Below are 25,258 nucleotides of genomic sequence, written 5' to 3'. Positions count from 1 at the left end.
ATTGGCGCAAAAAGCAAAGCTTTCTATAGTTTGCATATCAACCAAGTTGCTCGAATGAGGAGAAGTCTGTGCGCTATTGGATCAGTGCGGCTGTGGTAGTCGCTGTTGTTGTTTTCTTATGGTGGCCATCGTCCTCCAGTGAGCGATTAGTCTATCAAACCCAGGCGCTGAGCCGTGGGGATATCGAAAGCGTGGTCAATACCGCAGGCACTACCCGGGCCGTGGTCACGGTGGAAGTCGGCTCGGAAGTATCCGGCCTCATTACCGCAATTTACGCTGATTTTAACGCCGATGTCGAGCAAGGCCAGTTGATCGCCCGGTTGGATGATCGCAGTTTTCAGGCCCGGGTGCGCCAGGCCGAAGCCGATATACAGATGAGCGAAGCCAATGTCATTCAGCAAGAGGCCAATGTAGTAAAAGCTCAGGCCGAACTGTTGCGACTGGAGCGGGCCTATCAGCGCCAGTTGCAACTGATGCAGCAGAATCTGACCAACCAAACCGAGGTGGACAATGCGCTGGCCAATTATGAAGTGGCCAAAGCACAAATTCTGGTCAGCCAGGCTCAGCTGCAAAGCGCCAAAGCCCAGCTGACACAGCGCCAGGCGCAACTGGAGCAACACCAACTGGATTTGGATCGCACTCAAATCCGTTCACCGGTCAATGGCACTGTGATTGACCGTCAGGTGGATGTTGGTCAAACCGTGGCCGCCAGTTTATCGGCTCCCACCCTCTTTACCATTGCGCAGGATTTATCGCAGATGCAAATCGAAGCCGATGTCGATGAAGCCGATATCGGCAAAATCGAAGCCGGCCAGCAGGTGCGCTTTCAGGTCGATGCCCACCCGGACCGGCAGTTTCAGGGTGTGGTATCGCAGGTGCGTAAAGCCGCTACCAATGTCGCCAATGTGGTGACTTACAAAGTGATTATTGATGCGCCTAACCGCCAGCAGTTGCTGCTGCCGGGGATGACGGCAAACTTAAACTTTATCATTGGTCAGCAGCAGGATGTACTGCGTATTCCGAATGCTGCACTGCGTTTTCGCCCGGCGGGTGCGCAGCAAAGCGGCCAGCAGCCGGCTGATCGCACTGCCGAGCTGTTGCGACAGCTGGATTTACCGGCCGATAAAGAACGCCAGGTACGTCGTATGCTGCAGGAGTTTAATCAGAATCTGCAGCAACTTCGCAGCCAGCAAAACAACAACCCAATGAGCAATCCCCGCCAGGCGTTTCAACAAGCAAGGCAAGCGCTGACCAATGAGCTACGGCTGGTACTTAACGAGGAAGAATTCAGCCGTTATCAGAGCCTGATGGCCGAGCAGCGCCAGCAAACGCAGGGCCGCGGTGAACAAGGCCGCATGGCCGAGGTTTGGGTGCTGAATGCCCGCCAGGAGCCTGAGCTGCGCCGGGTACGGGTGGGCCTTGCTAATGATGAATTTACCGAGCTGCTTTCCGATGAGCTTGCTGAGCAGGAGCAAGTGATCGTGCGAGCGGTGAGGACAGAGCGATGAGCCTGCCGGTCATTGAAAGCCTGGGGCTGACCAAGACCTACCGCATGGGCTCGCAGCAAGTACAGGCGCTGGCAGGGGTGGATGTGCACATTCAGCAAGGCGAATTTATTGCTGTGATGGGCCCTTCGGGCTCGGGTAAATCGACCTTTATGAATATGCTGGGTTGCCTGGACTCACCCAGCTCAGGGGAAATCCGCATTCAGGGTGAAAACGTCACCCATTTATCCGCCGCCGAGCTGGCCCGTATTCGCAACCGTTACATCGGTTTTGTCTTTCAGCAGTTTAATCTGTTGCCCCGCACTACTGCGCTGGATAACGTGCTGTTGCCGCTGTTGTACCGCAAGGATCACGATGGCAATCAGGATTTTGCCACTGAGTGTCTGCGCCGGGTTGGCCTGGAGCAGCGGATGGACCATCACCCATCGCAGCTCTCTGGTGGTCAGCAACAGCGGGTGGCGATTGCCCGTGCCTTGGTTAATCAACCCGCTGTGGTGCTGGCCGATGAGCCAACCGGCGCTTTGGATACCGAAACCGGCCTGGAAATCATGCAGTTGTTTCAACAGCTCAATCAGGAAGGTAAAACCATTGTGCTGGTCACCCATGAACCCGAGGTGGCCGCTTTTGCCAGCCGACAACTGATCTTCCGCGATGGTCGTTTGCAAAGTGATAAGCAGGTAAAAGCCGAGTCTGCCAGCGAGCATTTAGCCCGCTACCGGACACAGAAACAACAGGAGGGGCTGGCATGAAATGGTGGATGCTTTGCAAAGTGGCCTGGGTGGCCCTGCAGGTTAATTTAATGCGCAGTATCCTGACCATGCTGGGCATTATTATCGGCGTTGCCGCGGTCATTATTATGCTGGCGTTGGGGGCCGGTGCTCAGCACGAGGTCGATCAGCAAATTAAGAATCTGGGCGGCAATGTGTTTGTGGTGTTCGCCCGCGGGCGTGCCAGCTCGGGGGCCCGTGGTGCCAGCGGCTCGGTGCAGACCTTAACCGAAATGGATGCCGAGGCCATCGAGCAGCAAATTCCCCAGGTCAGCGTAGCAGCCCCAACCATCTGGGCCAATGCTCAGGTGATCTACGGCAATATGAACTGGGCACCGAGCGTGCGCGGCGTCGATAACCGTATTTTCCCGGCGCAAAACTGGCAACTGGCGCAAGGCCGTGAGTTTTCAGCTGCTGAGCTTAGCAGTGCTGGCCGGGTCGCCATTATTGGCGCCACCGTGCAACGTGAGCTGTTCGGTGCTTCCGATCCGATTGGCCAGACCATCCGGGTCGATCGAACGCCAGTCACCGTGATTGGGGTGTTGGAAGCCAAAGGCCAAAATACTCAGGGCAATGATCAGGACGATTTGATTTTTATGCCGCTCGATACCGTGCGTAAACGCATTGCCGGTATGACCTTAGCCAGCCCACGGGCTGTACGATCGTTAATTGTGCAAGTGGCCGATGAGCGTGATATGGAGCTGGTAGAGCAAGAGATGGAAGCCCTGCTGCGCCAACGGATGCGCACCACCGGCACCGATGCGCCTTTTCAGATCCGCAATTTATCGGAAATGGTGGAAACCCGTGCCCGCACCATGCAAATTTTTAACGGCCTGCTGGCTGCCGTGGCCTCAGTGTCCTTGCTGGTCGGCGGCATTGGCATTATGAATATCATGCTGGTGTCGGTCACCGAGCGCACGCGCGAAATCGGCCTGCGAATGGCGGTGGGCGCTGAGCCCGGCGATATTATGCGGCAGTTTCTCATTGAGGCCATGCTGCTGTGCAGTTTAGGCGGCACTCTGGGCCTGAGCATTGCGGTACTGGTCACCCGCAGCCTGGAGAAATTCGCTGGTTTCACCGCCATTATTCAACCGGAGGTGGTACTGCTGAGCATCGGCTTCTCGGCACTGATTGGCATTTTCTTTGGCTACTACCCGGCCCGCAAAGCCTCGCAGCTGCAGCCGATTGATGCGCTGCGGCATGAGTAGTTGGTTGAAGGCCGCAACCTGGTTGCGGCCTTCACGGTAATCATCGCCAATTCCCACAACTTAATCCCATTTCCTGAGCCTGCGGCTTAACCTGCTGCAGATTTTGTGGCATGGTTGCTCTATACCCATATATAACCAAAATAAAATAGAAAACCAACTCAGGAACCTGTTATGACCACCTCTAAAACTCTGCTGGCGCTGGCCGTCAGTGCGCTGCTCGGTAGTGCGCCGCTGCTGGCTGAAGAAGCAAATAACACCGCAAACGATGCAAACGAAACCAAAGGCTGGCAAGTCAATCAGCCGATGGGCGAGTTTAAAACCGTTAGCATTTCCACCAGCCAGGGGACCTGGATGAATGTCGATGTCAGCCCGGATGGCAACACCCTGGTGTTTGATTTGCTGGGCGATATTTACACCATACCGATCAGCGGCGGTACCGCCACAGCACTGACCAACGACATTGCATGGAATATGCAGCCGCGTTTTAGCCCCGATGGCAAGCAAATTGCCTTTACCAGCGATCAGGGCGGTGGCGATAACCTCTGGATCATGGATCTGGATGGCAGCAATGCCCAGCAGGTGACCAACGAGAGCTTCCGTTTACTGAACAGCCCGGCCTGGAGCCCGGACGGCGAGTTTCTGGTCGGTCGTAAGCACTTTACCGGCACCCGCTCCTTAGGTGCTGGCGAAATCTGGCTGTACCACAAAACCGGCGGCAGCGGCGTGATGCTGACTGCACGGCCTAATCAGCAAAAAGACCTCGGCGAGCCGGCCTTTTCGCCCGATGGCAAGTACGTCTATTTTTCGCAAGACGACACCCCGGGCCAAACCTTTCACTACAGCAAAGACTCTGAGTCTGGCATCTACAGCATCAAGCGCTTTGAGCTGGAGACCGGTGAAATAGACACCATTATCGGCGGCCGTGGTGGCGCTATCCGGCCAACGCCATCGCATGATGGCCGTTATCTGGCGTATATCAGCCGGCGTGATTTTCAAAGCACACTGTTCTTGTACGATAACAGAACTGGCGAGCAAATTGAGCTGTACGGTGGTTTAGAGCGCGATATGCAGGAAACCTGGGCCATTCATGGCGTTTACCCCACGCTGAGCTGGACCCCGGATAACCGCCATATCGTGTTTTGGGCCGGTGGCAAGCTGCATAAAATCGATGTGCGCAGCCGTGAACTGGCTGAGATCCCTTTCCAGGTTGATACCGAAAAGCAAATCCAGACCGCGCTGCGGGTACAACAGGATCTGGATAAAACCGACGTCGATGTGAAGATGCTGCGTTTTGTGCAGGTCTCGCCGGATGGCAAACGGGCAGTATTCTCAGCGCTTGGGCATTTGTACCTGACCGACATCGACAACCCACGGCCACGCCGGCTCACCCGGCAAAACGACGAGTTTGAATTCTACCCGCAGTTTAGCCGCGATGGCCGCCAACTGGTGTACACCAGCTGGAACGACCAGCAGCAAGGCCGGGTTAAGCTGCTCAACCTGCGCAACAATCGCGTCACCGAGCTGGTGTCCGAGCCTGGCAAATACGTTGAGCCAACCTTTAGTCCGGATGGCCGCACCGTGGTGTACCGCAAAGCCGGCGCTGGCAGTATTCTGCCCAGGCAGTGGTCACTGCATACCGGCTTGTATCAAGTGCCGGTCGGCGGCGGTGAGCCACAGCTGATAAGCCGTCAGGGCAGCATGCCGATGTTTGGTGAGCGCAGTGACCGGGTGTACGCCATGGCCAACCGCAGTGGCCCGGCGTTGATCAGCATCGATTTAACTACGCAGGAGGAGCGGGTACTGTACACCGCAGCGCACGGTACCGAGTTTCAGCTATCGCCCAATGGCAAACTGCTGGCCTTTACCGATCGCTTTAAAGTATTCGTCACGCCTTTTGTCGAACGCGGCAGCGTGATCAACATCAGCGGCAGCGACCGCCAGTTCCCGGTACGGCAGCTGTCGGTGCGGGCCGGCGAGCATATCAGCTGGACCGCCGATAGCCAGCACCTGTACTGGACCTTAGGCCCGGAGCTATACCACACTTCAGTAGCCGGCTTGTTTGATCAGCAAAAGCCAACCGACTTTGCCGCCGAAAACGGCACCTCACTGGGCTTTACTGTACCGGCCGATATCCCGCAGGGCTCCGTGGCTTTTGTCGGCGGTCAGGTCATTACCATGAATGGTGATGAAGTGCTGCAGGATGCAGTGGTACTTATCACCAACAACAAAATTGCCGCTGTCGGCAGCCGCGATGCAGTCAGCATTCCGCGCGGCGCCAAGGTGTTTGATATCAGTGGGAAAACCCTGATGCCAGGCCTGTTCGATGCGCATGCCCACGGCGCACAGGGGGCGAATCAGATCATTCCACAACAAAACTGGATGAACTACGCAGGTCTCACCTTTGGCGTGACCAGCATTCACGACCCGTCCAACAACACCCGGGAAATTTTTACCGCCAGTGAAATGCAACAGGCCGGCCACATCGCCGGGCCGCGTATTTTCTCGACCGGTGCCATTATTTACGGCGCAGAGATCCCAGGCTTTACCTCGCACATCGATAGTCTGGATGATGCCAAATTTCATCTTGAGCGGTTGCAAAAAGTGGGTGCCTTCACGGTAAAAAGCTACAACCAGCCGCGGCGTGATCAGCGCCAGCAAGTGATCCAGGCTGCCCGTGAGATGGGCATGATGGTGGTGCCCGAAGGCGGCTCCTTGCTGCAACACAACCTGACCATGCTGGTCGATGGCCACACCACACTGGAGCATGCCCTACCCTCGGCCCGGGTGTACGAAGATGTGCTGCAGCTGTGGGAAGCCAGCAGCATGGCCTACACCCCTACGCTGAACGTCGCTTATGGCGGCATCTGGGGGGAAAACTACTGGTACGACACCACCGAAGTCTGGCAGCATCCACGGCTAAGCCGTTACGTGCCGATGGACCGACTAGCGCCACGCAGCATGCGGCGGGAAAAAGCCCCTGAGCATCACTACAACCACTTTGCGGTGGTAGAAACCGCCAAGCAAATGTCCGATCGTGGCATCCTGGCCAATATCGGTGCCCATGGCCAGCGCGAAGGCTTAGGCGCGCACTGGGAGATCTGGATGTTCGCCCAGGGCGGCATGACACCCCTGGAAGCGCTGCGTACCGCCACCATCAACCCGGCCATTACCTTTGGCATGGATCATCAACTAGGCAGCATTGAAGTCGGCAAGCTGGCCGATTTGATTGTGATTGATGGCAACCCGCTGGAAAACATCCGCGTCAGTGACCAGGTAGAATACACCATGGTCAACGGCCGTTTGTTCGACGCGAAAAGCATGAACGAGATAGGGCTACGCGAACGCGCCCGCCAGCCGTTTGAGTTTGAGCCGCGCCGTTAACACGACGCTTTCTGCGGTAGATTCAAAGGTCAGCACTCGCTGACCTTTTTACTTGTTCAAATCCGATACAGCTGCCCCCCGCGTGTTCTACACTTCTTAGACAAAAATTCATTCGACAAATCCAGCAAGCCATGCTTAAAATCTGCAACTTTTTAACTTGGTGAAGATGTATGTTAATGAAAAAATCAGCACTTGCTATCAGCCTGCTGTTACTGGCGGGCTGTGGTGGCTCCGGCGGCCCGGGCAGTTCAGAGCCGCCCATACCACCACTGGCGGTAGAAAACTTAAGTCATCCCGACAGCCAGCATTGGCTCCCTTTAACCGGTAGCTTTGCCAGTGCTTTAGCCACAACAGGCGCTGCCCAGTTGCTTCGCATCGAACAAAACGGCCAGTTGATACAACCGGTACAGGGTCGCTATACGCTGAATGGTGCCGTGCTGGAAGTCGATGGCCTGAATTATCGGGTCACACCCCTTAGCAACAGTGCTGTCAGTTTTCGTTTTACCCTGCAGCAGGGTGGACGTCAGGGCAGTGCCATGGTGCAGCTAGCCGCACCGCTGTCGGATCCTTTGGCGTCAGAGCAGTGGCACCTTCGCAACAACGGCCAAACCAGCTATGCCCAAAGCGATAGCTTTCGTCGGGCACTCATTGAACTGCTGGTTCAAGATCCGGATGAGCCAATGTCCCGCAGTGAAGCCACCAGCCTGGTGAATCAATTGCTAAATGACTACCGCAGTTTGCTTGCTCCCGGTTTTGATGTGGATCTATTACCACTCTTTGCAGCAGGTATCTTTGGGCAAGGCTCAATCAGTGTTGTGGTTGACAGCGGCCTGCAACTGGCCCATGAGGATTTGGCTGCCAATATTCTGACTGGCCGCTCGCTGAATCTGGTCGATGGCAGCAACGACCCGACGCCTGTTTTAACCCCGTCACAGCCCAATGCCGGCGATCACGGCACCAGCGTAGCCGGTATTATTGCTGCCGAAGGCTGGAATAATCTAGGGGGGCGCGGCGTTGCACCAAAAAGCCAGTTGCTGGCCATCAATTTGCTGGCCGATGACTATGCCGCCGGGTTGGATGATGAATGGCTGGTACATGGTCTGGATAACACCATCATTAGCACGGATGACAACATCAGTGCCTTTAACCGCAGTTATGGTGTAACCTTACCTGTGATGCAAGGCTATTCACTGCTGGAAGAAGAGCTGCACCGTTTTAGTGTCGAGAAATTACGCTCAGGCAAAGGTAGCCTGAACGTCAAATCTGCCGGCAATGAGTTTGAAGGTTACTTCTACGAGGGCGACTTTTGCCAACACAACGGTGCCTATGAATTAGGACTTACCTGCTACAACGCCAATATGGAATCCGCTCAGCAAACCCCTTACTACACCATAGTGGCTGCCATGAACCCCAATGGCCATAAAAGCAGCTACTCCAGCGCTGGTGCCAATTTGGTGCTGACCGCACCGGCCGGCGAAGATGGCGATCTGCTGCCTGCTATTGTCACCGCCGATCTGATGAGTTGTCTGTACGGCTACAGCGGTGATGCAGCCGCCACAGATTTTGACAATGCCATCGGCGAAGGCGCATTTGCCGGTTTCTATCCGTTTGATAGTGGCAACCACGCCGATAACCGCGAATGCAATTACACTGCCCGCTTTAATGGTACCTCCTCGGCTGCACCTATGGTCAGTGGCGTTGCCGCCTTACTGCTGGAAGCAGAACCTGCTTTAACAGCACGCGAGTTGCAACATCTGCTAATTAGCACCGCCAAACGAGTGCACCCAGAGGATCCGGTGATTCGGTTAAGCCTGCCAAACGGCAGCTTTGAAGCACACAGCGGCTGGGTCGAAAATGCCGCCGGTTATGCTTTCAATAACCATTACGGCTTTGGCCTGGTACAAGCCGGTGCCGCTTTTCAGCGCTTGCAGCAAGGCAACTGGCGACTGCCAGCCAAAACTTACAGCCCCTGGCATGGCACCGGCCTTTATGGTGATGGTACCCCAGCCAATCTGGTTATCCCGGATCACAGTGCCAGCGGCGTCAGCACCACGCTGACCATGCCAGAGCAATTGGTGATTGAAACAGTACAGCTCAAACTCACCGTGCGTAACCCGGAGCTGCTGGAGTTCGGTCGCATCACAGCACATGGCAGCACCCAAACCAGTGCCGGCAGTGATCTGGCAGTGGTACTAACCTCCCCGTCCGGTACCCGCAGTGTGCTGCTGGCATCCCGCCAGGCCTTGCTGTTGCCAGCTCTGGATGAAGACTGGGCTGCCCAGGATGGCTACATTCTGAAAGACTCCGTCTTACGCAGCAATGCTTTTTACGGTGAAACCAGTACCGGCAACTGGACAGTACAGCTGTTCGACCTGGCTGCCGATAGTTTTGCCGTAGCAGACACCGAGTTCGATTTCGACTGGATTGAAAACAACACCGTGCCATCACGATTGGACGGTGCCGCCCTGCGTATTATTGGCCACAGCAAGGAGTAATCACCGATGACTTACGCCAAACAACTCTGTCTTATCGCTTGCCTGGCGGCCTTTTCAGCCTGCAGCCTGGCTGAAACCACCTTTGGTGCCTACCGCTTGCTGCAACCAGAGGCCACATCTTCGTTCAGCGGTCCTAACAACCGTCAAAGTAAATCCCAGCAGGCCAATGCCAGTACAGGCACGCCTGCGGCCCCAACATCAGCCGTGGTCCGCGCCAACAGCCTGGTGGTCAATCGCTACAGCGGCCAGACCGGCCAGGTTAGTGGCCGGCTTTTGCTGTTGCTTGAAGATCAGGCCGACACGGCCAGTCTGCTGGCCGAGTTTCCGCTGACGGTGCTGCAACAACAACGGCAATTGCTGTTGCTGCAAGCGGACAGTGAAACCGATCTACTGGCATTGCGTGCGCAATTGCTGCAGCATAGCGCAGTCAAAAATGTCCGGCTTGATGTGCGCGAGCAGCGCTATAAAACCAGATAAAGCGCAGTGTATGGGTAAGGCCAGCCTCGGCTGGCCTTTTTCGCCTAAATCAGTGTCACATTTTTGTCATAGTCCCACCAGTAAAAACCGCTATACTGTTGTTTTTAAAAAGCGAAGAATCCTTAGCTGATGTTGGATATCTCCTTTCGTGAAGCCCTCGCCGTCTGGTGGCGCATAGGCTTGCTTAGTTTTGGCGGCCCGGCCGGGCAAATTGCGCTGATGCACCGCATTCTGGTGGAAGAAAAACGCTGGATCGATGAAGACCGCTTTTTGCATGCGCTCAATTACTGCATGATGCTGCCCGGGCCCGAGGCCCAGCAGCTGGCGACTTACATCGGCTGGCTGTTGCATGGCGTTAAAGGCGGCCTGGTGGCCGGTATTTTGTTTATTGTCCCGGGCGCTGTGCTGATTTTGCTGCTTTCCCTGCTCTATGTGCTGCTGGGCGATGTCTCCCTGGTGCAGGGACTGTTCTTTGGTTTAAAAGCGGCGGTACTGGCCATTGTGCTGCAAGCCTTGTTTCGCATCAGCCAAAAAGCACTGAAAAACCGGCTGGCTTGGGCTCTGGCCATCGGCGGTTTTATCGCCCTGTTTGCGTTTAACCTGCCGTTTCCACTGGTGGTGCTTGGCGCTGGCTTGGTGGGTTACCTGAGTGCCAGGCTTTCCCCGGCAAGCGCAGCACCTGAACCAGCCCAATCGTTATCGCCCGAGCTTCGCCCCGGCACCAAAACCGCGGCAGTGGGCTGTGCGGCGCTTTGGACCCTGACCGTCTTTGGCCTGTTATGGCTGCTCGGCGGCGATCAGGTATTCAGCCAGTTGGCGCTGTTTTTTTCCAAGCTGGCCGTAGTCACCTTTGGCGGTGCCTATGCGGTGCTCGGTTATGTCGCCCAACAAGGGGTTGAGCACTACGGCTGGTTGCAACCGGGTGAAATGGTCGATGGCCTGGGCCTGGCCGAAACCACGCCCGGCCCGCTGATCCTGGTCACCCAATTTGTTGGTTTTCTGGCCGGTTTTCGTGAGTACGGTATTGGTGGTGCTGTGCTGGCTGCCATTCTCACCACCTGGGTCACCTTTTTGCCCTGCTTTGTCTGGATCTTTGCCGGGGCACCCTACGTCGAAAAGCTGCGCCATCATCAGGCGCTGTCCAAAGCGCTGGCGGGTATTACCGCCGCTGTAGTGGGGGTGATTGCGAATCTGGCGCTGTGGTTCAGTCTGAATGTGCTATTTGCCGAGCGCCAGGTTCTGGAAGGCTATGGCCTGCGCTTGCTGCTGCCAGAGCTAGCTAGCATCAATCTTGCCATGCTAGCGCTGACGCTTGTCGCCTGCCTGCTGTTGTTTGGCTTCAAACGTGGGCTTTTTACTCTGCTTGGCAGCTGCGCTTTGCTGGGCATGGGCTGGCAATTGCTGGTTGGTTAACGCAGGCTGGTAGATTATCACCTTTGCATCTTATCTAGAACAAAACAGACTAGCATTTCGTTTTGTGGTAACTGCAGCGCATATTAAACTTAGCTGAATCAAAGCCTATTTCGGAGTTGCTATGCGCGCTATTTTACTGACTGCTGCCCTGCTCGGATCCCAACTGGCGCTGCCATTGCAGGCCAAAGAGCTGCTGAACAGCAGCTACGACATTGCCCGTGAACTGTTTGCCGACATTAATCCACTGTTTGTGCAGCACTGGCAGCAGCAAACCGGCGAAACCCTCACCATTAATCAGTCGCATGGTGGCTCGTCACGCCAGGCCCAAGCCATTATCCAAGGGCTGCGTGCCGATGTGGTGACCTTTAATCAAAGCACCGACATCGATATTTTGCACCAGCGCGGCAACCTGCTGCCGGAAAACTGGCGTGAACGCCTGCCAAACAATGCCTCGCCTTACTACTCCACCATGGCGTTTTTAGTGCGTAAAGGCAATCCAAAAGGCATTCAAAGCTGGGAAGATTTGACCAAAGAAGGCGTCAGCCTGGTATTCCCTAACCCGAAAACTTCCGGCAATGCCCGCTACACCTATCTGGCCGCCTATGGCGACGCCCTGCAACGCTTTGGCGATGACCGTGAGGCTGCCCGTGGCTGGATGACCGAGTTTTTAGCCCGGGTCGCGGTGTTTGATACCGGCGGCCGCGGTGCGACCACCTCTTTTATTGACCGCAATCTGGGCGATGTCTTGATCACCTTTGAATCCGAAGTGAACAACATCATCAAGCAATACCCGGATCTGGGCCTGGAGCGGGTGGTTCCACCAACCAATGTGCTGGCCGAATTTCCGGTCGCCTGGATTGATCGCAATGTCCGTCGCAACGGCACCGAAACCCAGGCCAAAGCCTATCTGGAGTTTTTGTACAGTGAAGCTGCGCAGCGGCTGCTGGCCAGCTACTATTACCGGGTACATCACGACACGGTGAAAGCCGAAGTGGCCGAGCAATTCCCTGTCACCGAGCTGTTTACGGTGGAAGCCGTGTTTGGCAGTTGGGAGCAGGTCAATCGTGAACATTTTGCCAACAATGCCGAGCTGGATCGGCTGCTGGCTGAAGGCCGTCGGCGTCGTTAAGCGGAGTGCGTTGCTAAGATGCTAGGATCTGTGGCGAATCGCAGCAAACGGGTGCTGCCAGGCTTTACCATCAGCCTTGGCAGCAGCTTGTTTTTTATCAGTCTGGTGATTTTATTGCCCATCACCGGCTTGGTGGTGCAAACGGCGCAGCTGAGCTGGGCCGAGTACTGGGCCATTATCAGCGATCCGCGGGTGGTCGCCTCCTACAAAGTCACAGCCTCGGCCGCTCTGGTCGCCAGCATCTTTAATTTGTTCTTTGGCCTGTTGATGGCCTGGATTTTAACCCGTTACCGCTTCCCCGGTCGGGTACTGCTGGATGGGCTGATGGACCTGCCCTTTGCCTTGCCTACTGCTGTAGCAGGCCTGACGCTGGCGGCTATTTTCTCCACTCAGGGCTGGCTCGGCCAGTACCTGGCGCTGTGGGATATCAAGGTGTCTTACACCTGGCTTGGCATTGTGCTGGCGATGATCTTTACCAGCGTACCCTTTGTGGTGCGCACCGTGCAGCCGGTGCTGGAAGAGTTTGGCCCCGAGTACGAAGAAGCCGCGGCTACCTTAGGCTCCAGCCCCTTTCAGACCTTTTTCCGCATTATTTTTCCGGAAATTAAACCAGCTTTACTGACCGGCACAGCGCTGGCCTTTACCCGCAGCTTAGGCGAGTTTGGTGCGGTAATTTTTATTGCCGGCAACCTGCCATGGCAAACCGAAGTCACCTCGCTGATGATCTTTATCCGGCTGCAGGAATTTGACTATGCCGCTGCTGCGGCCATTGCCAGTGTGGTGCTGCTAGCCTCTTTGCTGCTGCTCTTTATCATCAATGGCATTCAGCAGCGCTACCAGCACATCACCGGGGGCTTAAAATGAAGCCCGCTAACCAACTGAATAGCCAGCAGCGCTGGTTGCGTCCGGTGCTGATTGGCACCGGCGTTACCTTAACGGTGCTGCTGCTGGTGATCCCACTGGTGTTTATTTTTGTCGCCGCCATGTCGGCCGGCTTGGGTGGGCTTTGGCACAATCTGACCGAGCCGGATATGTTGCACGCCATTGGTCTGACCTTGTTTGTCGCTGGCCTGACCGTGCCGATTAATCTGGTGTTTGGCACCCTGATTGCCTGGTGTGTCACCCGTTTTACCTTTCCCGGCCGCCGCTTGCTGCTGACGTTGATTGATATTCCTTTTGCGGTCTCGCCTGTGGTGGCCGGTTTGCTGTATTTGCTGTTGTACGGTGCCAACGGGCCTTTTGCCAACCTGCTGGATCAATACGACTTGCAACTGATGTTTGCCTGGCCCGGCCTGGTGATGGTCACCGTCTTTGTATCCTGCCCCTTTGTGGTACGGGAGCTGGTGCCTTTGATGTCTACGCTTGGTACCGAACAGGAAGAAGCCGCCGTACTGCTGGGCGCCAGCGGCTGGAAGGTGTTCTGGGACATTACCCTGCCCAATATCCGCTGGGCCCTGCTGTATGGTGTGATTCTGACCAATGCGCGCGCTGTCGGTGAATTTGGCGCTGTGTCGGTGGTATCGGGTACTATCCGCGGCCAGACCAACACTTTGCCGCTGCACATCGAGCTGCTGCAGCAGGACTACAATACCGCCGGTGCCTTTATTGCCGCGGCCATTTTGACCCTGATTGCCATCGCCACTTTGGTGGTGAAAGCCTTTTTGCAGTGGAAACTGTCGCGGGAAAGCTCCTGACAGAATTGCTGCTTTAGGTTGCCTCAGACCGGGTAAAGCGGAAACAGCAAAGGCACCAGCAGCACACTGACCACAAGCACCAAGACAGTAAACGGAGTGCCAATCCGCACAAAGTCGAAAAAGCGGTATTTCCCTGGCTGCAACACCAGCGTATTGATTGGGGAAGAGACCGGCGTCATAAAAGCCGCCGAAGCCGCTACAGCCACCATCATGGCAAAAGGATACGGCGAAGCCCCCAGACTGTTGGCCAGGGATACCGCCACCGGGGCCATTAGAACCGCAGTCGCCGTATTGGAGACAAAGGAGCCGGTGACAGCAGTCAGCACAAAGAGTGCTGCCAGCAGCGCATAATCCCCCCGCTCACCGACCAGGTAGAGCAGACTGCTGACTGCCAAATCAATGCCGCCGGTTTGCTGCAGCGCTAACGCAAACGGCAACATCCCCACAATTAAGATCAGGCTGGGCCAGTGGATCGCCTTGTAGGCGCTGTTCAGATCAATACAGCGCAAAGCACCCATCAACAAGCAGGTGAGCAGGGCAGCTATCACATTAGGTACCACACCGCTGACCATCAGCAGCACCATCAAGGCCAGACAAAACAATGCGTGCGGCGCTTTACGGGCAGCCGGGGTGACTTCATCCACTTCGGCAGGCAGGCTGAGCACCAGAAAATCCCGGCTTTGTTGCTGCAGCTGGTGAATATCTTTCCAGTTGCCGGCGACCAACAGCTTATCAGCAGGCTGCAATACCTCATCGACCAACACGCCCAGCAAAGCTTCCCCCTTGCGGCGCAGCCCCACCACATTTAGTTTGTACTGGCTACGAAACGCCAGTTGCTGGATGGTTTTGCCCGGCAACGAGGACTCAGGAGGAAAAGCCACTTCGGCCAACCCAAGCTCATGGGCATGAAACGAAAAGTACGAGTGACTGAGCGGCTGCGGCTCCAGGCCCAGATGCTGACAACTTGGCAGCAACTCCATCGAAGGATCGGCCAAATCCACCAGCAAGATATCGCCGGCTTGCACCAGCGTATTACCGGTGGCATTTAGCAGCAAGGTACGAAAGCGTTGCTGGCGCTCAATAGCCACCACGTTGATGCCAAACTCTTTGCGCAGCGCCAGCTCATTCAACTGCTGCTCCAGCAAAGGGGAGCCAGGCAACACTTTCAGTCGCAGCTCACGCTCTTTTAAACGGTAGTTCCGGGCCAGATCACTCAGCTTTAAGCGTGGCGCGCCGCTTTGTCCGGCTTCCAGCTGGGGGTTTAACCAGCGGCGGGCCAACAGCATGTAGCCCACTCCCATCAGCAGTACCACCAGGCCTATCGGGGTAAAACTAAAGAAATGAAAACCATCCATGCCCTGGCGCTGCAGTTCGCTTTGCACCACCATATTGGGCGGTGTCGCAACCAGAGTTTGCATACCACTGATCAGGGCTGCAAAAGCCAGCGGCATCATCAAGCGGCCGGGCGCAATATTGAGCCGGGCACAGATGCTCAGCACCACCGGAATAAAAATCGCCACCACGCCGGTGGAACTCATAATGGAGCCCAGAGCCGCTACCGACAGCATCAGCAAGATCAACAAACGGATTTCGCTATTGCCCGACACCCGGACCAGCCAGTCGCCTAAACGGTAGACAATGCCGGTTCGGACCAAACCATCCCCCACCACAAAGAGCGCAGCTATCAAAATCACCGCCGGATCGCTAAAACCGGCCAAAGTTTGCTGCACAGTCAACAGGCCGGTTAAAGGAAAGACCGCCAGCACCACCAGAGCAACCACATCGGTTCGGGGCTTGTTGGCAGCAAAACAGCCCATGCAGAGCAACAACATAGCCAGGACTAACAGCAACTCTGCATTCATAAGTGGCAGGCTCCGATTCTAAAGCAACACTCGAAGCCTAATGGTAAACCAAAATACCTGTTAAATCAGGCTGATTTAAATGCCTTCGCCTAAAAAGACCTGGCTGTAGCGGGGCTTGATCCAGGCGGTATCGCCCTGTTGTAGGTTGAGAGCCTTGAAGTGCTCTTTCGGCAGTTCAATGTGGATCAGCTGTTGGTCATCTGTCCTAAGCACTTCCAGCCGGGCCGTTGGCCCCACCAGGGTAATCAGATCCAGGGTGACCGCAATACGATCGCTGTGCGCCTCGGTAAAGACATCAATTTCGTGCGGGCGAACATAGGCAAACCCCTGCTGCTCTTCGGCCTGGCTGTGCTCTGGCGATGGCACTTCTTCCGAGCCAATCCGGCTTTTGCCTTGCTGCACCCGGGCCCGAAACAGGTTCACATTGCCCAAAAACTCATAGACAAAAGGATTGGCTGGTTTGTCGTACACCTCATCCGGGCTCCCTTCCTGCTCGATGCGGCCTTTATTCATCACCACAATGCGATCAGCCACTTCCAGCGCTTCTTCCTGATCGTGGGTGACAAAGACACTGGTAATGTGAATTTCATCGTGCAAACGGCGCAGCCAGCGACGCAGCTCAGCGCGCACTTTGGCATCCAGCGCACCAAAAGGCTCATCCAGCAGCAAGACTTTGGGCTCTACCGCCAAAGCCCGTGCCAGCGCAATACGCTGGCGCTGCCCGCCGGATAACTGAGCCGGATAACGCTCTGCCGTCCAGCCCAGCTGCACCAGCTCCAGCAGCTCCCGTACTTTTTTATCGATCTCTGCTTTGGATGGCCGCAGCTTTTTCGGCTTTACCGTTAACCCATAAGCCACGTTGTCAAACACCGTCATGTGCTTAAAGAGCGCATAGTGCTGAAACACGAAGCCAACGCCACGCTCACTGACATGCTGACCGGTGATGTCCTGCTCATTAAAGTGCACCCGGCCGCTATCAGCCTGTTCCAGCCCGGCAATAATCCGCAGCAAAGTGGTTTTGCCAGAGCCGGACGGCCCCAGCAAGGCAGTTAGCTCACCGCTTCGAATGCTGAGATCAAGGTTATCCAGCGCGACAAAATCGCCAAAGCGCTTTTGAATACCTTCAATACGAATGCTCATGCTTACCTCATCAGTGACCCACCCATTCCAACTGTAGCTATGATAGCGGCTGCACTAAAGAAGTAAAAATACTTAAATCCGCTAAATCTATAGCTAAATTGCATATAACTGATTTAAGTCTAAAGCGGCGCTGTGGCCGCCTGTCACTACGACTGAACTTGCCACACCTTATTCGCCCAACGGCTACTGCCTTGCAGCAGCCGGCTGGTCGCTTCGCGCAGCCGAACCAGTGCGTAATAGGTCAGCGGCACCAGCAGCAAACTGGTTAAGGTGGAAAACAGCAGGCCGCCGATAATGGCAATGGCCATTGGGGCGTAGCTTGGGCCATCGCCGGCCAGCTGAGTACCGCCCAGTGCCAGTGGCAGCAAGCCAAGCACTGTGGTCGATACCGTCATTAGAATGGGCCTGAGCCGTGCAGTGCAGGCTAAGATGATCACCTCTTTCAGCGCCGTCTCTGGCTGCAATTGCCGCTCCTGATTGATGCGATCGACCAGCACGATGCCGTTGTTCACGACGATACCCATCAGCACCAGCATGCCAATCATGCCCATAATGCTCATCGAGGTACCGGTCAGCAGGAAAGTCCAGAACACCCCGACCAGCGAAAACAGCAAAGAGCCAATCACCGCATTGGGCAGCAGCAAGGACTCAAACAAGGCGGCCATTACAATGTAGATCATCGCTACCGCCAGCAGCATATTGACCAGCATCACCTGCTGCGCTTCATCGTGGCGCTGAAAAGCACCATGAAAAGACCACTGATAACCAGCCGGTAAATCAACTTGCTCCATCAGTTGGCGGATTTGTTGCTGCGCCTGCTCCATGGTAGCGCCATCGGCCAGGCTCATGCTAAGCGCGATGCCTGTTTGACGGTTCAACCGGCCAATGCGTGAAAGCCGTGGGGCTATGTTAAGCTCGGCCAACTGCTGCAACTGAATGCTGCTGCCCGCCTGTACCAGGATAGGCAGAGCTGCCAGCTCGGCCAACGACTGGCTGATGCGCTCATCAAACTGCACCCGCAGCTGCACTTCGCCTTGCTGTTCGGTGCGGTAGGTGCGCAGATTGGCACCGCGCAGCGCCAGCGCGACCCGCTCGGCCACCAGACTGGCGGGTAGGTCCAGTCGCGCCAGTTCATCTTTGTTCAGCACAATTTGCACTTCCTGCTGGCCCCGCTCCAGATCGGAGCTAACGTTATCAAGCGCAGCCAGGCTGCTGAGCATCGGCTCCAGCATCGCTGCCTGCTCCAGCAAAGCTTCAGTGGAAGGGCCCAGCAGATGCAATTGCAAACCGCCTCCGCCGCCGCCAAAACTAAAGGATGGCCGCGAGCGCACCAGCGCCGGCCAGTCGGCCTGAATTTGCTGACGCAACTGGGCCAATGGCATCGGCAAGTCGTCTTTTAACAGAATAATCGAAATGGCGTAGCCAGCCCGGTAATAGCTGTAGACCGACTCAATGTGAAAACGCTGCTGGTTGTCGTACAAGAAGGCTTCCATCTGGCTGACTTCGGCCCGCACTTCTTCCAGGCTGTAATTGCCCTGCACCCGGTAATTCAGAAAGATCCGGCTGTTGTCTTCCATATCACCATCACCACTGCCCACCTGGCCAAGCGGGATCACAATGCTGCCAAGCACCAGCAAGGCCAACAGACCGGACAGTTTCGGAAAGCGCATTACAGCGCCAAGCAGCCTGGCATAGCGACGCTCCCCAAAAGCAGATTTGGCCCCATCCTGCTCCGGTACTTTCAGCCGGGTGGTTAACAGCGGTATTAAACTAAGCGCCAGCACCAAAGAAATACCCAGACACAAGCAGATGGCAATGGCGACATGCTCAAGGAAAATAGTCAGATCCATTTTCTGGCCAATGATGTTGGGTAAAAATACGATGGCAGTAGTGGCGGTACCCGCCAGTACTGCCAGGCTGACCCGGCGCACGCCCCGCTCGGTGGCTGCCCGCACATCCCCCCCTGCGGCGCGCTCACGGAAAATGCTCTCGGTCACCACCACGGCATTATCCACCAACATACCAATAGCCAGCATCAACCCCATCATGCTGAGGATGTTTAAGCTGTAACCCAGGAAATACATTGCGCCCAATGCCATAATGATGGCTGCGGGCACCGACAGCACCACCACCAGCGTGGTGGCCAGGTGGCGCAAGAATAAGAACAATACCACAAAGGACAAGCCAGCGCCGATGCTGCCGGCCAGCAGCAAATCACGCAGCGAGGACGTCACGCCCTTTGCCATATCGTCCATCACATAGAGCTGAATGCCGGCAAAGGCCGGATTTTGATCGGCGGCGCGCACCACCGCCATGGCGGCATCAGCCACCTCGACCAGATTGGCACCGGAGTCTTTGAACACATTCATGCCAACGGCGTAGGTCTGGTTTAAATGGCGGCCATCCTCACGCTTCGGCAATTCAAGCGCCACCGTTGCCACATCGGATAGCTGCAAGCCGGGGCGAATGGGCAGGCGCTCAATTTCGCTCAGCGAGCGAAACTCACCGACCGGCTTGACCAGCATATGCTGTTCCGGGTTTTGCAAACTGCCGGCAGTGATGGCAAAGTTGCTTTGCCGAAGCTGTGCCAGCAGCTGCGCCGGATCGACATTGAGCGCATGCAACCGGGCCGGATCGAGCCGGATAATGACCTGGCGTTTATCCACGCCATAGAGTTCGACTTTCGGTACCCCAGGCACCCGCTCCAGCGGGCGCTTGATGTGCTGTTCGAGCAAATCGTAGGCCAGGGCTAAATCCCGCTCACTGGAAATGCGCAGCTGGAAAATCGGCATGTCGTCGGTATTAAACTGAAACACGAAGACCCGCTCCAGATCAGCTGGCAACTGGGCACGTACCGCATCCAGCCGCTCGCGTACTTCCATGTTTTTACTGCGGATAGGCTCGTCCCAGTTAAACATCAGCGAGATATCGGCGCTGTTTTCATTGGAGAAACTGCGCATCTGCTGAATACCTGAGACCGTTGCCAGTGCTTCTTCAATTGGCCGGGTGATCAAGCGCTCGATCTCGGCCGGGGTGGCATTGGGGTATGGCGCCTGAATGTAGATCTCCGGAATGTCGATGCCGGGGAATTTTTCCAGCGGCAACAAACGACTGGCCAGCACACCAAACAGCAGCAACGAAATGCACAGCATGCAGACGGTGATGGGCCGGCTGAGCGCCAGCCGGGTTATCGCCAATGGTTGCTCAGTCATGCTGCACCTCCGGCAAATCAGCTGCTTCGGTTGCTGCCGGCTCAGCGCCAGGCGCACGATCCGGGCTCACCAGCGCATACAGCACCGGAATAAACACCAGCGTCAGCAAGGTAGAAAGTAGCAGGCCAAAGATCACAGTAATGGCCATCGGTGCCCTGACCTCACTGCCTTCGCCGGTACCAAGAGCCAATGGCAACAAGCCCAGCACCGTGGTCAGGGTGGTCATCAGTACCGGGCGCAAACGACTCTCGCCGGCTTGCAGCACCGCATCGGCCAGCGCCAAACCGTTTTGGCGCAGTTGATTGATGCGATCAATCAGTACGATGGCGTTGTTGACCACAATACCGGCCAGCATGATAAGACCAATAAAGACAATGACCGACAAGCCGGTGCCGGTCAGCCAGAGCCCAAGAATCGCACCGGCACCCGCCAGCGGCACGGTGAACAGGATCACCAGTGGCTGCAGCAGATTTTCGAACTGCGAGGCCATCACCAGATACACCAGGAACACCGCCAGCAACAAGGCCATCAGCAAGGACTGGTAAGCCCGGCTCATTTCTTCACTTTGCCCGACAACTTCGGCCACCACGCCAAAGGGCAGCATTTGCTCGGCCAGCAGCTGACGCGCCAGCTGGGTGGCCTGCTCCAGATCACCAGAGGCCAGATTGGCGCTGACCACAGCCACCCGCTGCTGGGCAATGCGGGTGATTTCGCTGGGGCCGAGTTCACGGCGAATATCGGCTACTGCAGCCAGTGGCAGTGGCGTGGCACTGCCGGGGTTAATCACCAGCTCGGCCAGTTGCTGCTCGGTCTGACGGTAAGCCTCGTCCAGCCGCACCCGGATATCAATTTTCCGATCCTGCACTGAAAACTGCCCGGCAACATCGCCGCCAACATAGACAGCCACCCGCTGCGCCACTTCACGGGCCGTCAGGCCAAGCTGTGCCAGCCGGCTGTGATCAAAGTACAGCGTCAGCTCCGGTTGACCGGGACGCAGGCTGCTTTTCACGTCGCTAAAACGTCCTTCCTGCTGCAAACGCTGCACCAGTGCATCGGCTGCATGTTTTAGCTCGGCCAGCTCGTAACCGGCCAGCTCAATTTCCAGCGGTGTGCTAAAACTCAGCAGCTGTGGCCGTTCAAAGCGGGCCTGCACATCCGGGTAACGGGCCAGAAAGCTGCGCAGCTGCTCAATGCTGCGCGCTTCGGCCGAAGGATCAGCGCCGCCAGCCAGTACCAGCGACAGGCGACCCCAGTGACTGCCGCCAATGCTTGGATCCACCGTCATCTGACTACCAGTACCGGCCTGGCCATAACTGCGCTCAATTTCCGGCAAGGCCGCGGCAAAGACCGCCAGTTCGGTCATCAGCGCATCGGTTTGCTCGATGGCCGAGCCAATCGGCAATTGCACTTCCAAGTAAAACTCGCCCTGCGCCATTTCCGGCAGCACATTGGCGCCAAGGCGTGGCAGCACACTGTAGCAAAGCGCGGCCAGTACCAAGGTGATGCCGATGGTGGCGAGCTTGGCTTGCAACGCCAGCCCTAACAGTGTGCGATAGGCCGTGGTCAGGTGGCGCAAAGCGCCCTGCACCAGCCAGAGTAAAGGCGAGAACAGACGTCCCAATAACCAGCCAAGCGCCCGCCATAGCAGCAATAGTAAGGCCAGTACCGCTTGCAGCGTCGTCTGCAGCCCTTTCAGCGCCCAGCGCAGCGGCATCAGTGGCCACTGGTACCAGCGCTCAGGCAACCAGCGGAAACTTGCTGGTTCTGCCAATAAATCTGCATCGCCAGAAGCTTGCGGGCGGCGCAACTGCCGCGCTGCCATGGTTGGAATTAAGGTCAGCGCCACCAGCAAAGACACCAGCAGCGCAAAAGTAACGGTTAACGCCTGATCACGAAACAGCTGGCCGGCAATGCCCTCGACAAAAACCAGCGGGAAAAACACCGCTACTGTGGTCAGTGTTGAAGCGGTAATGGCCATGGCCACCTCGCCGGTGCCTTTGCGGGCCGCCGTCGGCGCATCCGCACCCAGCTCCCGGTGACGGGCAATGTTCTCCAGCACCACGATGGCGTTATCGACCAGCAAACCGACCGCCAGCGCAATGCCGCCCAGGCTCATCATATTCAGGGTAATGCCCTGGCCATACATCAAATTAAAGGTGGCAATCACCGACACCGGAATGGACACCGAAATAATCACGGTTGCCCAGACATTGCGCAAAAACAGATAGAGCACCAACATCGCCAAAGCGCCACCTATCATGGCAGCGGATTTGACATCGGCAATGGCTTGCTTGATAAAGGCCGACTGATCGTACACCAGCGTCAGTTGATACCCGGCCGGTAGCCGCTGTTGCAGCCTGGGCAGCTCGGCCAGCACCCGCTCGGCGACTTCAACGGTGTTGGCATCGCCTTCTTTGTAGATGGCGACTTCAATCGCTTCCTGGCCATTAACATAGGTGACACTGCGCCTGTCGGCGAAGGCATCGCGCACTTCTGCCACGTCTTTCAGTAAAATGCGGCTGCCATCAATGGTGGTCAGGTACAGATTTTCCATATCGCTGAGTTGCTGAAACTGATTGATGGTACGGACCAGGTAATCGTAGCCCGGCGTTTCTAAGCGGCCACCGGCCAGATTGAGGTTTTCCTGCTTCAGCCGGCTGCTGATCAAATGCACATCCAGTTGCAACTGGCTGAGTTTGTTCGGGTCGACCAGCACCTGAATTTCCTGGCTCAGACCACCATCCGGCCGGACCGCCGCCACACCTGGCAGGGCTTCCATCCAGCGGCGTAACTCTTCATCGGCAAAGGTGCGCAGTTCGACCAACTGGCGTTCGCTCTGCAGGCCTTGCTCGCGGCTTAGCGCCAGTCGCAGCACCGGCTCCAGATTGGGGTTAAAACGCAGCAACACCGGTTTGTCGCTATCGAGCGGCAGCATCAGAATGTCGAGTTTTTCCCGCACATCCATGCTGGCCAGATCCATATCGGTGCCCCAGTCAAACTCCAGCACCACATCGGAGCGACCCGCCCGTGACACCGACTGCACCCGGCGCACGCCTTTGACCACGCCAAGCGCTTCTTCAATCGGCTTGCTGATCAGCTGCTCCACTTCGGCTGGCGCTGCGCCGGCAAACTCAGTGCGTAGCGTCAGGGTTGGGTAGGACAAGTCCGGTAATAAGTTCACCGCCAAACGGCTTAACGACACCAGACCAAACAACAGGATACCAAAAGTAAACATCCAGATAGCAACAGGGCGGGCAACCGCGACATCAACCAGTTTCATAGGGCGTCCTTAGTGAAAATCGCGGGTGTGAACAACCTGCACCAGGCTGTCATTTTTCAGCGCAGCATGACCGGCAATCACCACCTGCTGACCGCTTTCAAGGCCAGATACCACTTCAACCGCCTGCTCGGCCTGATAGCCCAGCACCAGGGTTTGGCGCTGCACCCGGCCTTCGCTGTCCAGCACATAGACACTGTGCTGATTGTCGCTGCTCATCAGCGCCCGTTTCGGGATCAGCAAGGCATCGGTTTTGACATCAAACTGCACTTCGACCTGCGCAAAGAGCCCTGGGCGCAGTTGGCCATGCTGGTTATCCAGCAGCAAGGTCGCCCGCACGGTGCCGGATTGCGCATCCACCACCGGAGCAATGCGATTCAGCTCGGCCCGCAGTGGCGCATGGCCGGCCAGCTGCAGCAACACGCCCTGGCCTACTCTGGCCTGTGCCAACTGCTGCTCTGGCAGGTGCACCACTGCTTCCAGCCGTTGATTGGAAATCAGATGAAACAGCGATTTGCCGGTAAACTGATTGATCAGCTGGCCGGTTCTGGCATAACGGCGCGAAATCACCCCGGCAAAAGGGGCGCGGATTTCGGTTTCAGCCAGCGCCAGTTCGGCCAGGTCTACTGCAGCTTTGGTGGCATCCAGCTGCCAGCGCAGTTTGTCGTACACCTCGGTGCTGACCAGCTGGCGCTGGTGCATTTCACTCATTCGTTTCAGCTCGCCTTCCAGCCGGCTGAGCTCGGCCCGCTCTTTGGCTAGCAAGAGCCGCTGACGCTCGTTATCCAGCACCGCCAGCAACTGACCGGCCTCTACCGCATCGCCTTCTTCGACCAGAATTTTTTCAATCACGCCACTGGCCTTGCTGATCAAATCCGCCTCTTCGGTGGCCGCCAAAGTGGTGGTGGTGCGGTAGCTGCTGCTGATTTCGCCCTGGCGACTGATGGCCACTTCGACCGGAATGGCAATGTCATCTGCCGAGGCTTTGTTAGGACTGCTCTGCGCCTGATTGCAACCGGTTAAAACCAGACCGGCGGTGAATAGTGCGCTGACAAAGAGAAGCTTGTTCATGATGGTGTTCCTTGCTAAAAGCTGAATCATTTCACCAGCTAGTGCAGCCATCGTGCCAACACAAGAGAATTAACATAACAATATGAATTAAAATGAAATAATAGATTGCGCATAACAAGGGATGTCTGTTGTCATTTTGCTTAAATGGTCAAATCCCCCACTTTTTTGGTCAAATGATTCACCAATGCAGCAACCTGCCAGGCTTGGAGATAGTTGCCTCACTATGGCATAGTGTTTTAGATTGGACAGTGTCTTTGAGAACAGCAGCGATGCCAAAAATAGTGGTTTTTTACGACGGTGCATGCCCGGGCTGTGTGCGCGACCGGGCCTGGTATCAGAAGCATGCCGGCCAGGGTGTGCAGGTCGAATGGCTGGATATCAACGGACGTGACGACGAACTACGGGCACTGGGCATTGAGCCACGCGCTGCGCTCCTTGAGTTGCATGTCCAGGATGAACAGGGACAGATACTGCGTGCTCTGCCAGCCTACCAGCTGCTGCTGTCACGGCTGCCCGGCTACCGCTGGCTGGGCTGGTTGATTGGCCTGCCGCTAATACGATCTATTCTTTCCTGGCTGTACCGGCATTGGGTGCGCCACCGTCTGGCGCGGGAAGGGCGGCTTTAGT

Annotated in this window: 16 protein-coding genes; 11 read left to right on the top strand and 5 right to left on the bottom strand. The window is 56.4% G+C overall.

Features of this window, described 5'->3' with window-relative positions:
• Window positions 1-68 precede the first annotated feature (68 nt).
• From ABC502_RS06365 to cysW, 10 genes are all read left to right on the top strand, one after another.
• On the top strand, window positions 69-1,508 hold the full coding sequence (locus tag ABC502_RS06365) for an efflux RND transporter periplasmic adaptor subunit (protein ID WP_345915279.1): 1,440 nt from the start codon (window positions 69-71) through the stop codon (window positions 1,506-1,508).
• A complete protein-coding gene (locus ABC502_RS06360; RefSeq protein WP_345915278.1) occupies window positions 1,505-2,254 on the top strand; it encodes an ABC transporter ATP-binding protein in 750 nt (249 codons plus the stop codon). The genes ABC502_RS06365 and ABC502_RS06360 overlap by 4 nt, the downstream gene beginning before the upstream one ends.
• Entirely contained in the window at window positions 2,251-3,480 is a 1,230-nt protein-coding gene (locus ABC502_RS06355; protein WP_345915277.1) for an ABC transporter permease, read from the top strand. Before ABC502_RS06360 ends, ABC502_RS06355 begins: the two co-directional genes overlap by 4 nt.
• 171 nt (window positions 3,481-3,651) lie before the next feature.
• Window positions 3,652-6,861 (top strand): amidohydrolase family protein, encoded by a 3,210-nt coding sequence (locus ABC502_RS06350; RefSeq protein WP_345915276.1) that lies wholly within the window; start codon window positions 3,652-3,654, stop codon window positions 6,859-6,861.
• Window positions 6,862-7,037: 176 nt separating this feature from the next.
• On the top strand, window positions 7,038-9,356 hold the full coding sequence (locus ABC502_RS06345; protein WP_345915275.1) for a S8 family serine peptidase: 2,319 nt from the start codon (window positions 7,038-7,040) through the stop codon (window positions 9,354-9,356).
• Window positions 9,357-9,362: 6 nt separating this feature from the next.
• Entirely contained in the window at window positions 9,363-9,833 is a 471-nt protein-coding gene (locus ABC502_RS06340) for a hypothetical protein (RefSeq protein WP_345915274.1), read from the top strand.
• 129 nt (window positions 9,834-9,962) lie between these two features.
• Window positions 9,963-11,246 carry a chromate efflux transporter gene (chrA, locus tag ABC502_RS06335; protein ID WP_345915273.1) on the top strand — a complete coding sequence of 428 codons (1,284 nt, stop codon included), beginning with the start codon at window positions 9,963-9,965 and terminating at the stop codon, window positions 11,244-11,246.
• Window positions 11,247-11,367: 121 nt separating this feature from the next.
• Window positions 11,368-12,375, top strand: a complete 1,008-nt coding sequence (gene cysP / locus ABC502_RS06330; protein ID WP_345915272.1) for a thiosulfate ABC transporter substrate-binding protein CysP — start codon at window positions 11,368-11,370, stop codon at window positions 12,373-12,375.
• 18 nt (window positions 12,376-12,393) lie between these two features.
• Complete coding sequence (gene cysT / locus ABC502_RS06325; protein ID WP_345915271.1) at window positions 12,394-13,239, top strand: sulfate/thiosulfate ABC transporter permease CysT; 846 nt, start codon at window positions 12,394-12,396, stop codon at window positions 13,237-13,239.
• Window positions 13,236-14,069 carry a sulfate/thiosulfate ABC transporter permease CysW gene (gene cysW / locus ABC502_RS06320; RefSeq protein ID WP_345915270.1) on the top strand — a complete coding sequence of 278 codons (834 nt, stop codon included), beginning with the start codon at window positions 13,236-13,238 and terminating at the stop codon, window positions 14,067-14,069. Before cysT ends, cysW begins: the two co-directional genes overlap by 4 nt.
• Before the next feature lie 23 nt (window positions 14,070-14,092).
• On the opposite strand, the gene ABC502_RS06315 is transcribed toward cysW, so the two are convergent.
• The 5 genes from ABC502_RS06315 to ABC502_RS06295 form a co-directional block, all read right to left on the bottom strand.
• Window positions 14,093-15,931, bottom strand: a complete 1,839-nt coding sequence (locus tag ABC502_RS06315) for an SLC13 family permease (RefSeq protein ID WP_345915269.1) — start codon at window positions 15,929-15,931, stop codon at window positions 14,093-14,095.
• A 75-nt stretch (window positions 15,932-16,006) separates the two neighbouring features.
• Window positions 16,007-17,071: a sulfate ABC transporter ATP-binding protein gene (locus ABC502_RS06310; RefSeq protein WP_345915268.1), complete on the bottom strand. Its 1,065-nt coding sequence runs from the start codon at window positions 17,069-17,071 to the stop codon at window positions 16,007-16,009.
• Between the two features lie 146 nt (window positions 17,072-17,217).
• A complete protein-coding gene (locus ABC502_RS06305) occupies window positions 17,218-20,283 on the bottom strand; it encodes an efflux RND transporter permease subunit (protein WP_345915267.1) in 3,066 nt (1,021 codons plus the stop codon).
• The gene (locus tag ABC502_RS06300; protein WP_345915266.1) at window positions 20,276-23,563 is read right to left on the bottom strand and encodes an efflux RND transporter permease subunit; all 3,288 of its coding nucleotides are present in this window, start codon (window positions 23,561-23,563) and stop codon (window positions 20,276-20,278) included. The genes ABC502_RS06305 and ABC502_RS06300 overlap by 8 nt, the downstream gene beginning before the upstream one ends.
• A 9-nt stretch (window positions 23,564-23,572) precedes the next feature.
• Window positions 23,573-24,631 carry an efflux RND transporter periplasmic adaptor subunit gene (locus ABC502_RS06295; RefSeq protein ID WP_345915265.1) on the bottom strand — a complete coding sequence of 353 codons (1,059 nt, stop codon included), beginning with the start codon at window positions 24,629-24,631 and terminating at the stop codon, window positions 23,573-23,575.
• A gap of 269 nt (window positions 24,632-24,900) precedes the next feature.
• On the opposite strand from ABC502_RS06295, the gene ABC502_RS06290 reads away from it, so the two are divergent.
• Entirely contained in the window at window positions 24,901-25,257 is a 357-nt protein-coding gene (locus tag ABC502_RS06290) for a DUF393 domain-containing protein (RefSeq protein ID WP_345915264.1), read from the top strand.
• Window position 25,258: the final 1 nt, after the last annotated feature.

This window comes from Alkalimonas sp. NCh-2, from assembly GCF_039631345.1.
GTDB lineage: Bacteria > Pseudomonadota > Gammaproteobacteria > Enterobacterales > Alteromonadaceae > Alkalimonas > Alkalimonas mucilaginosa.
The sequence above is the reverse complement of the archived record's forward strand: the minus strand, read 5'-3'. Positions and strand labels throughout refer to the sequence as shown.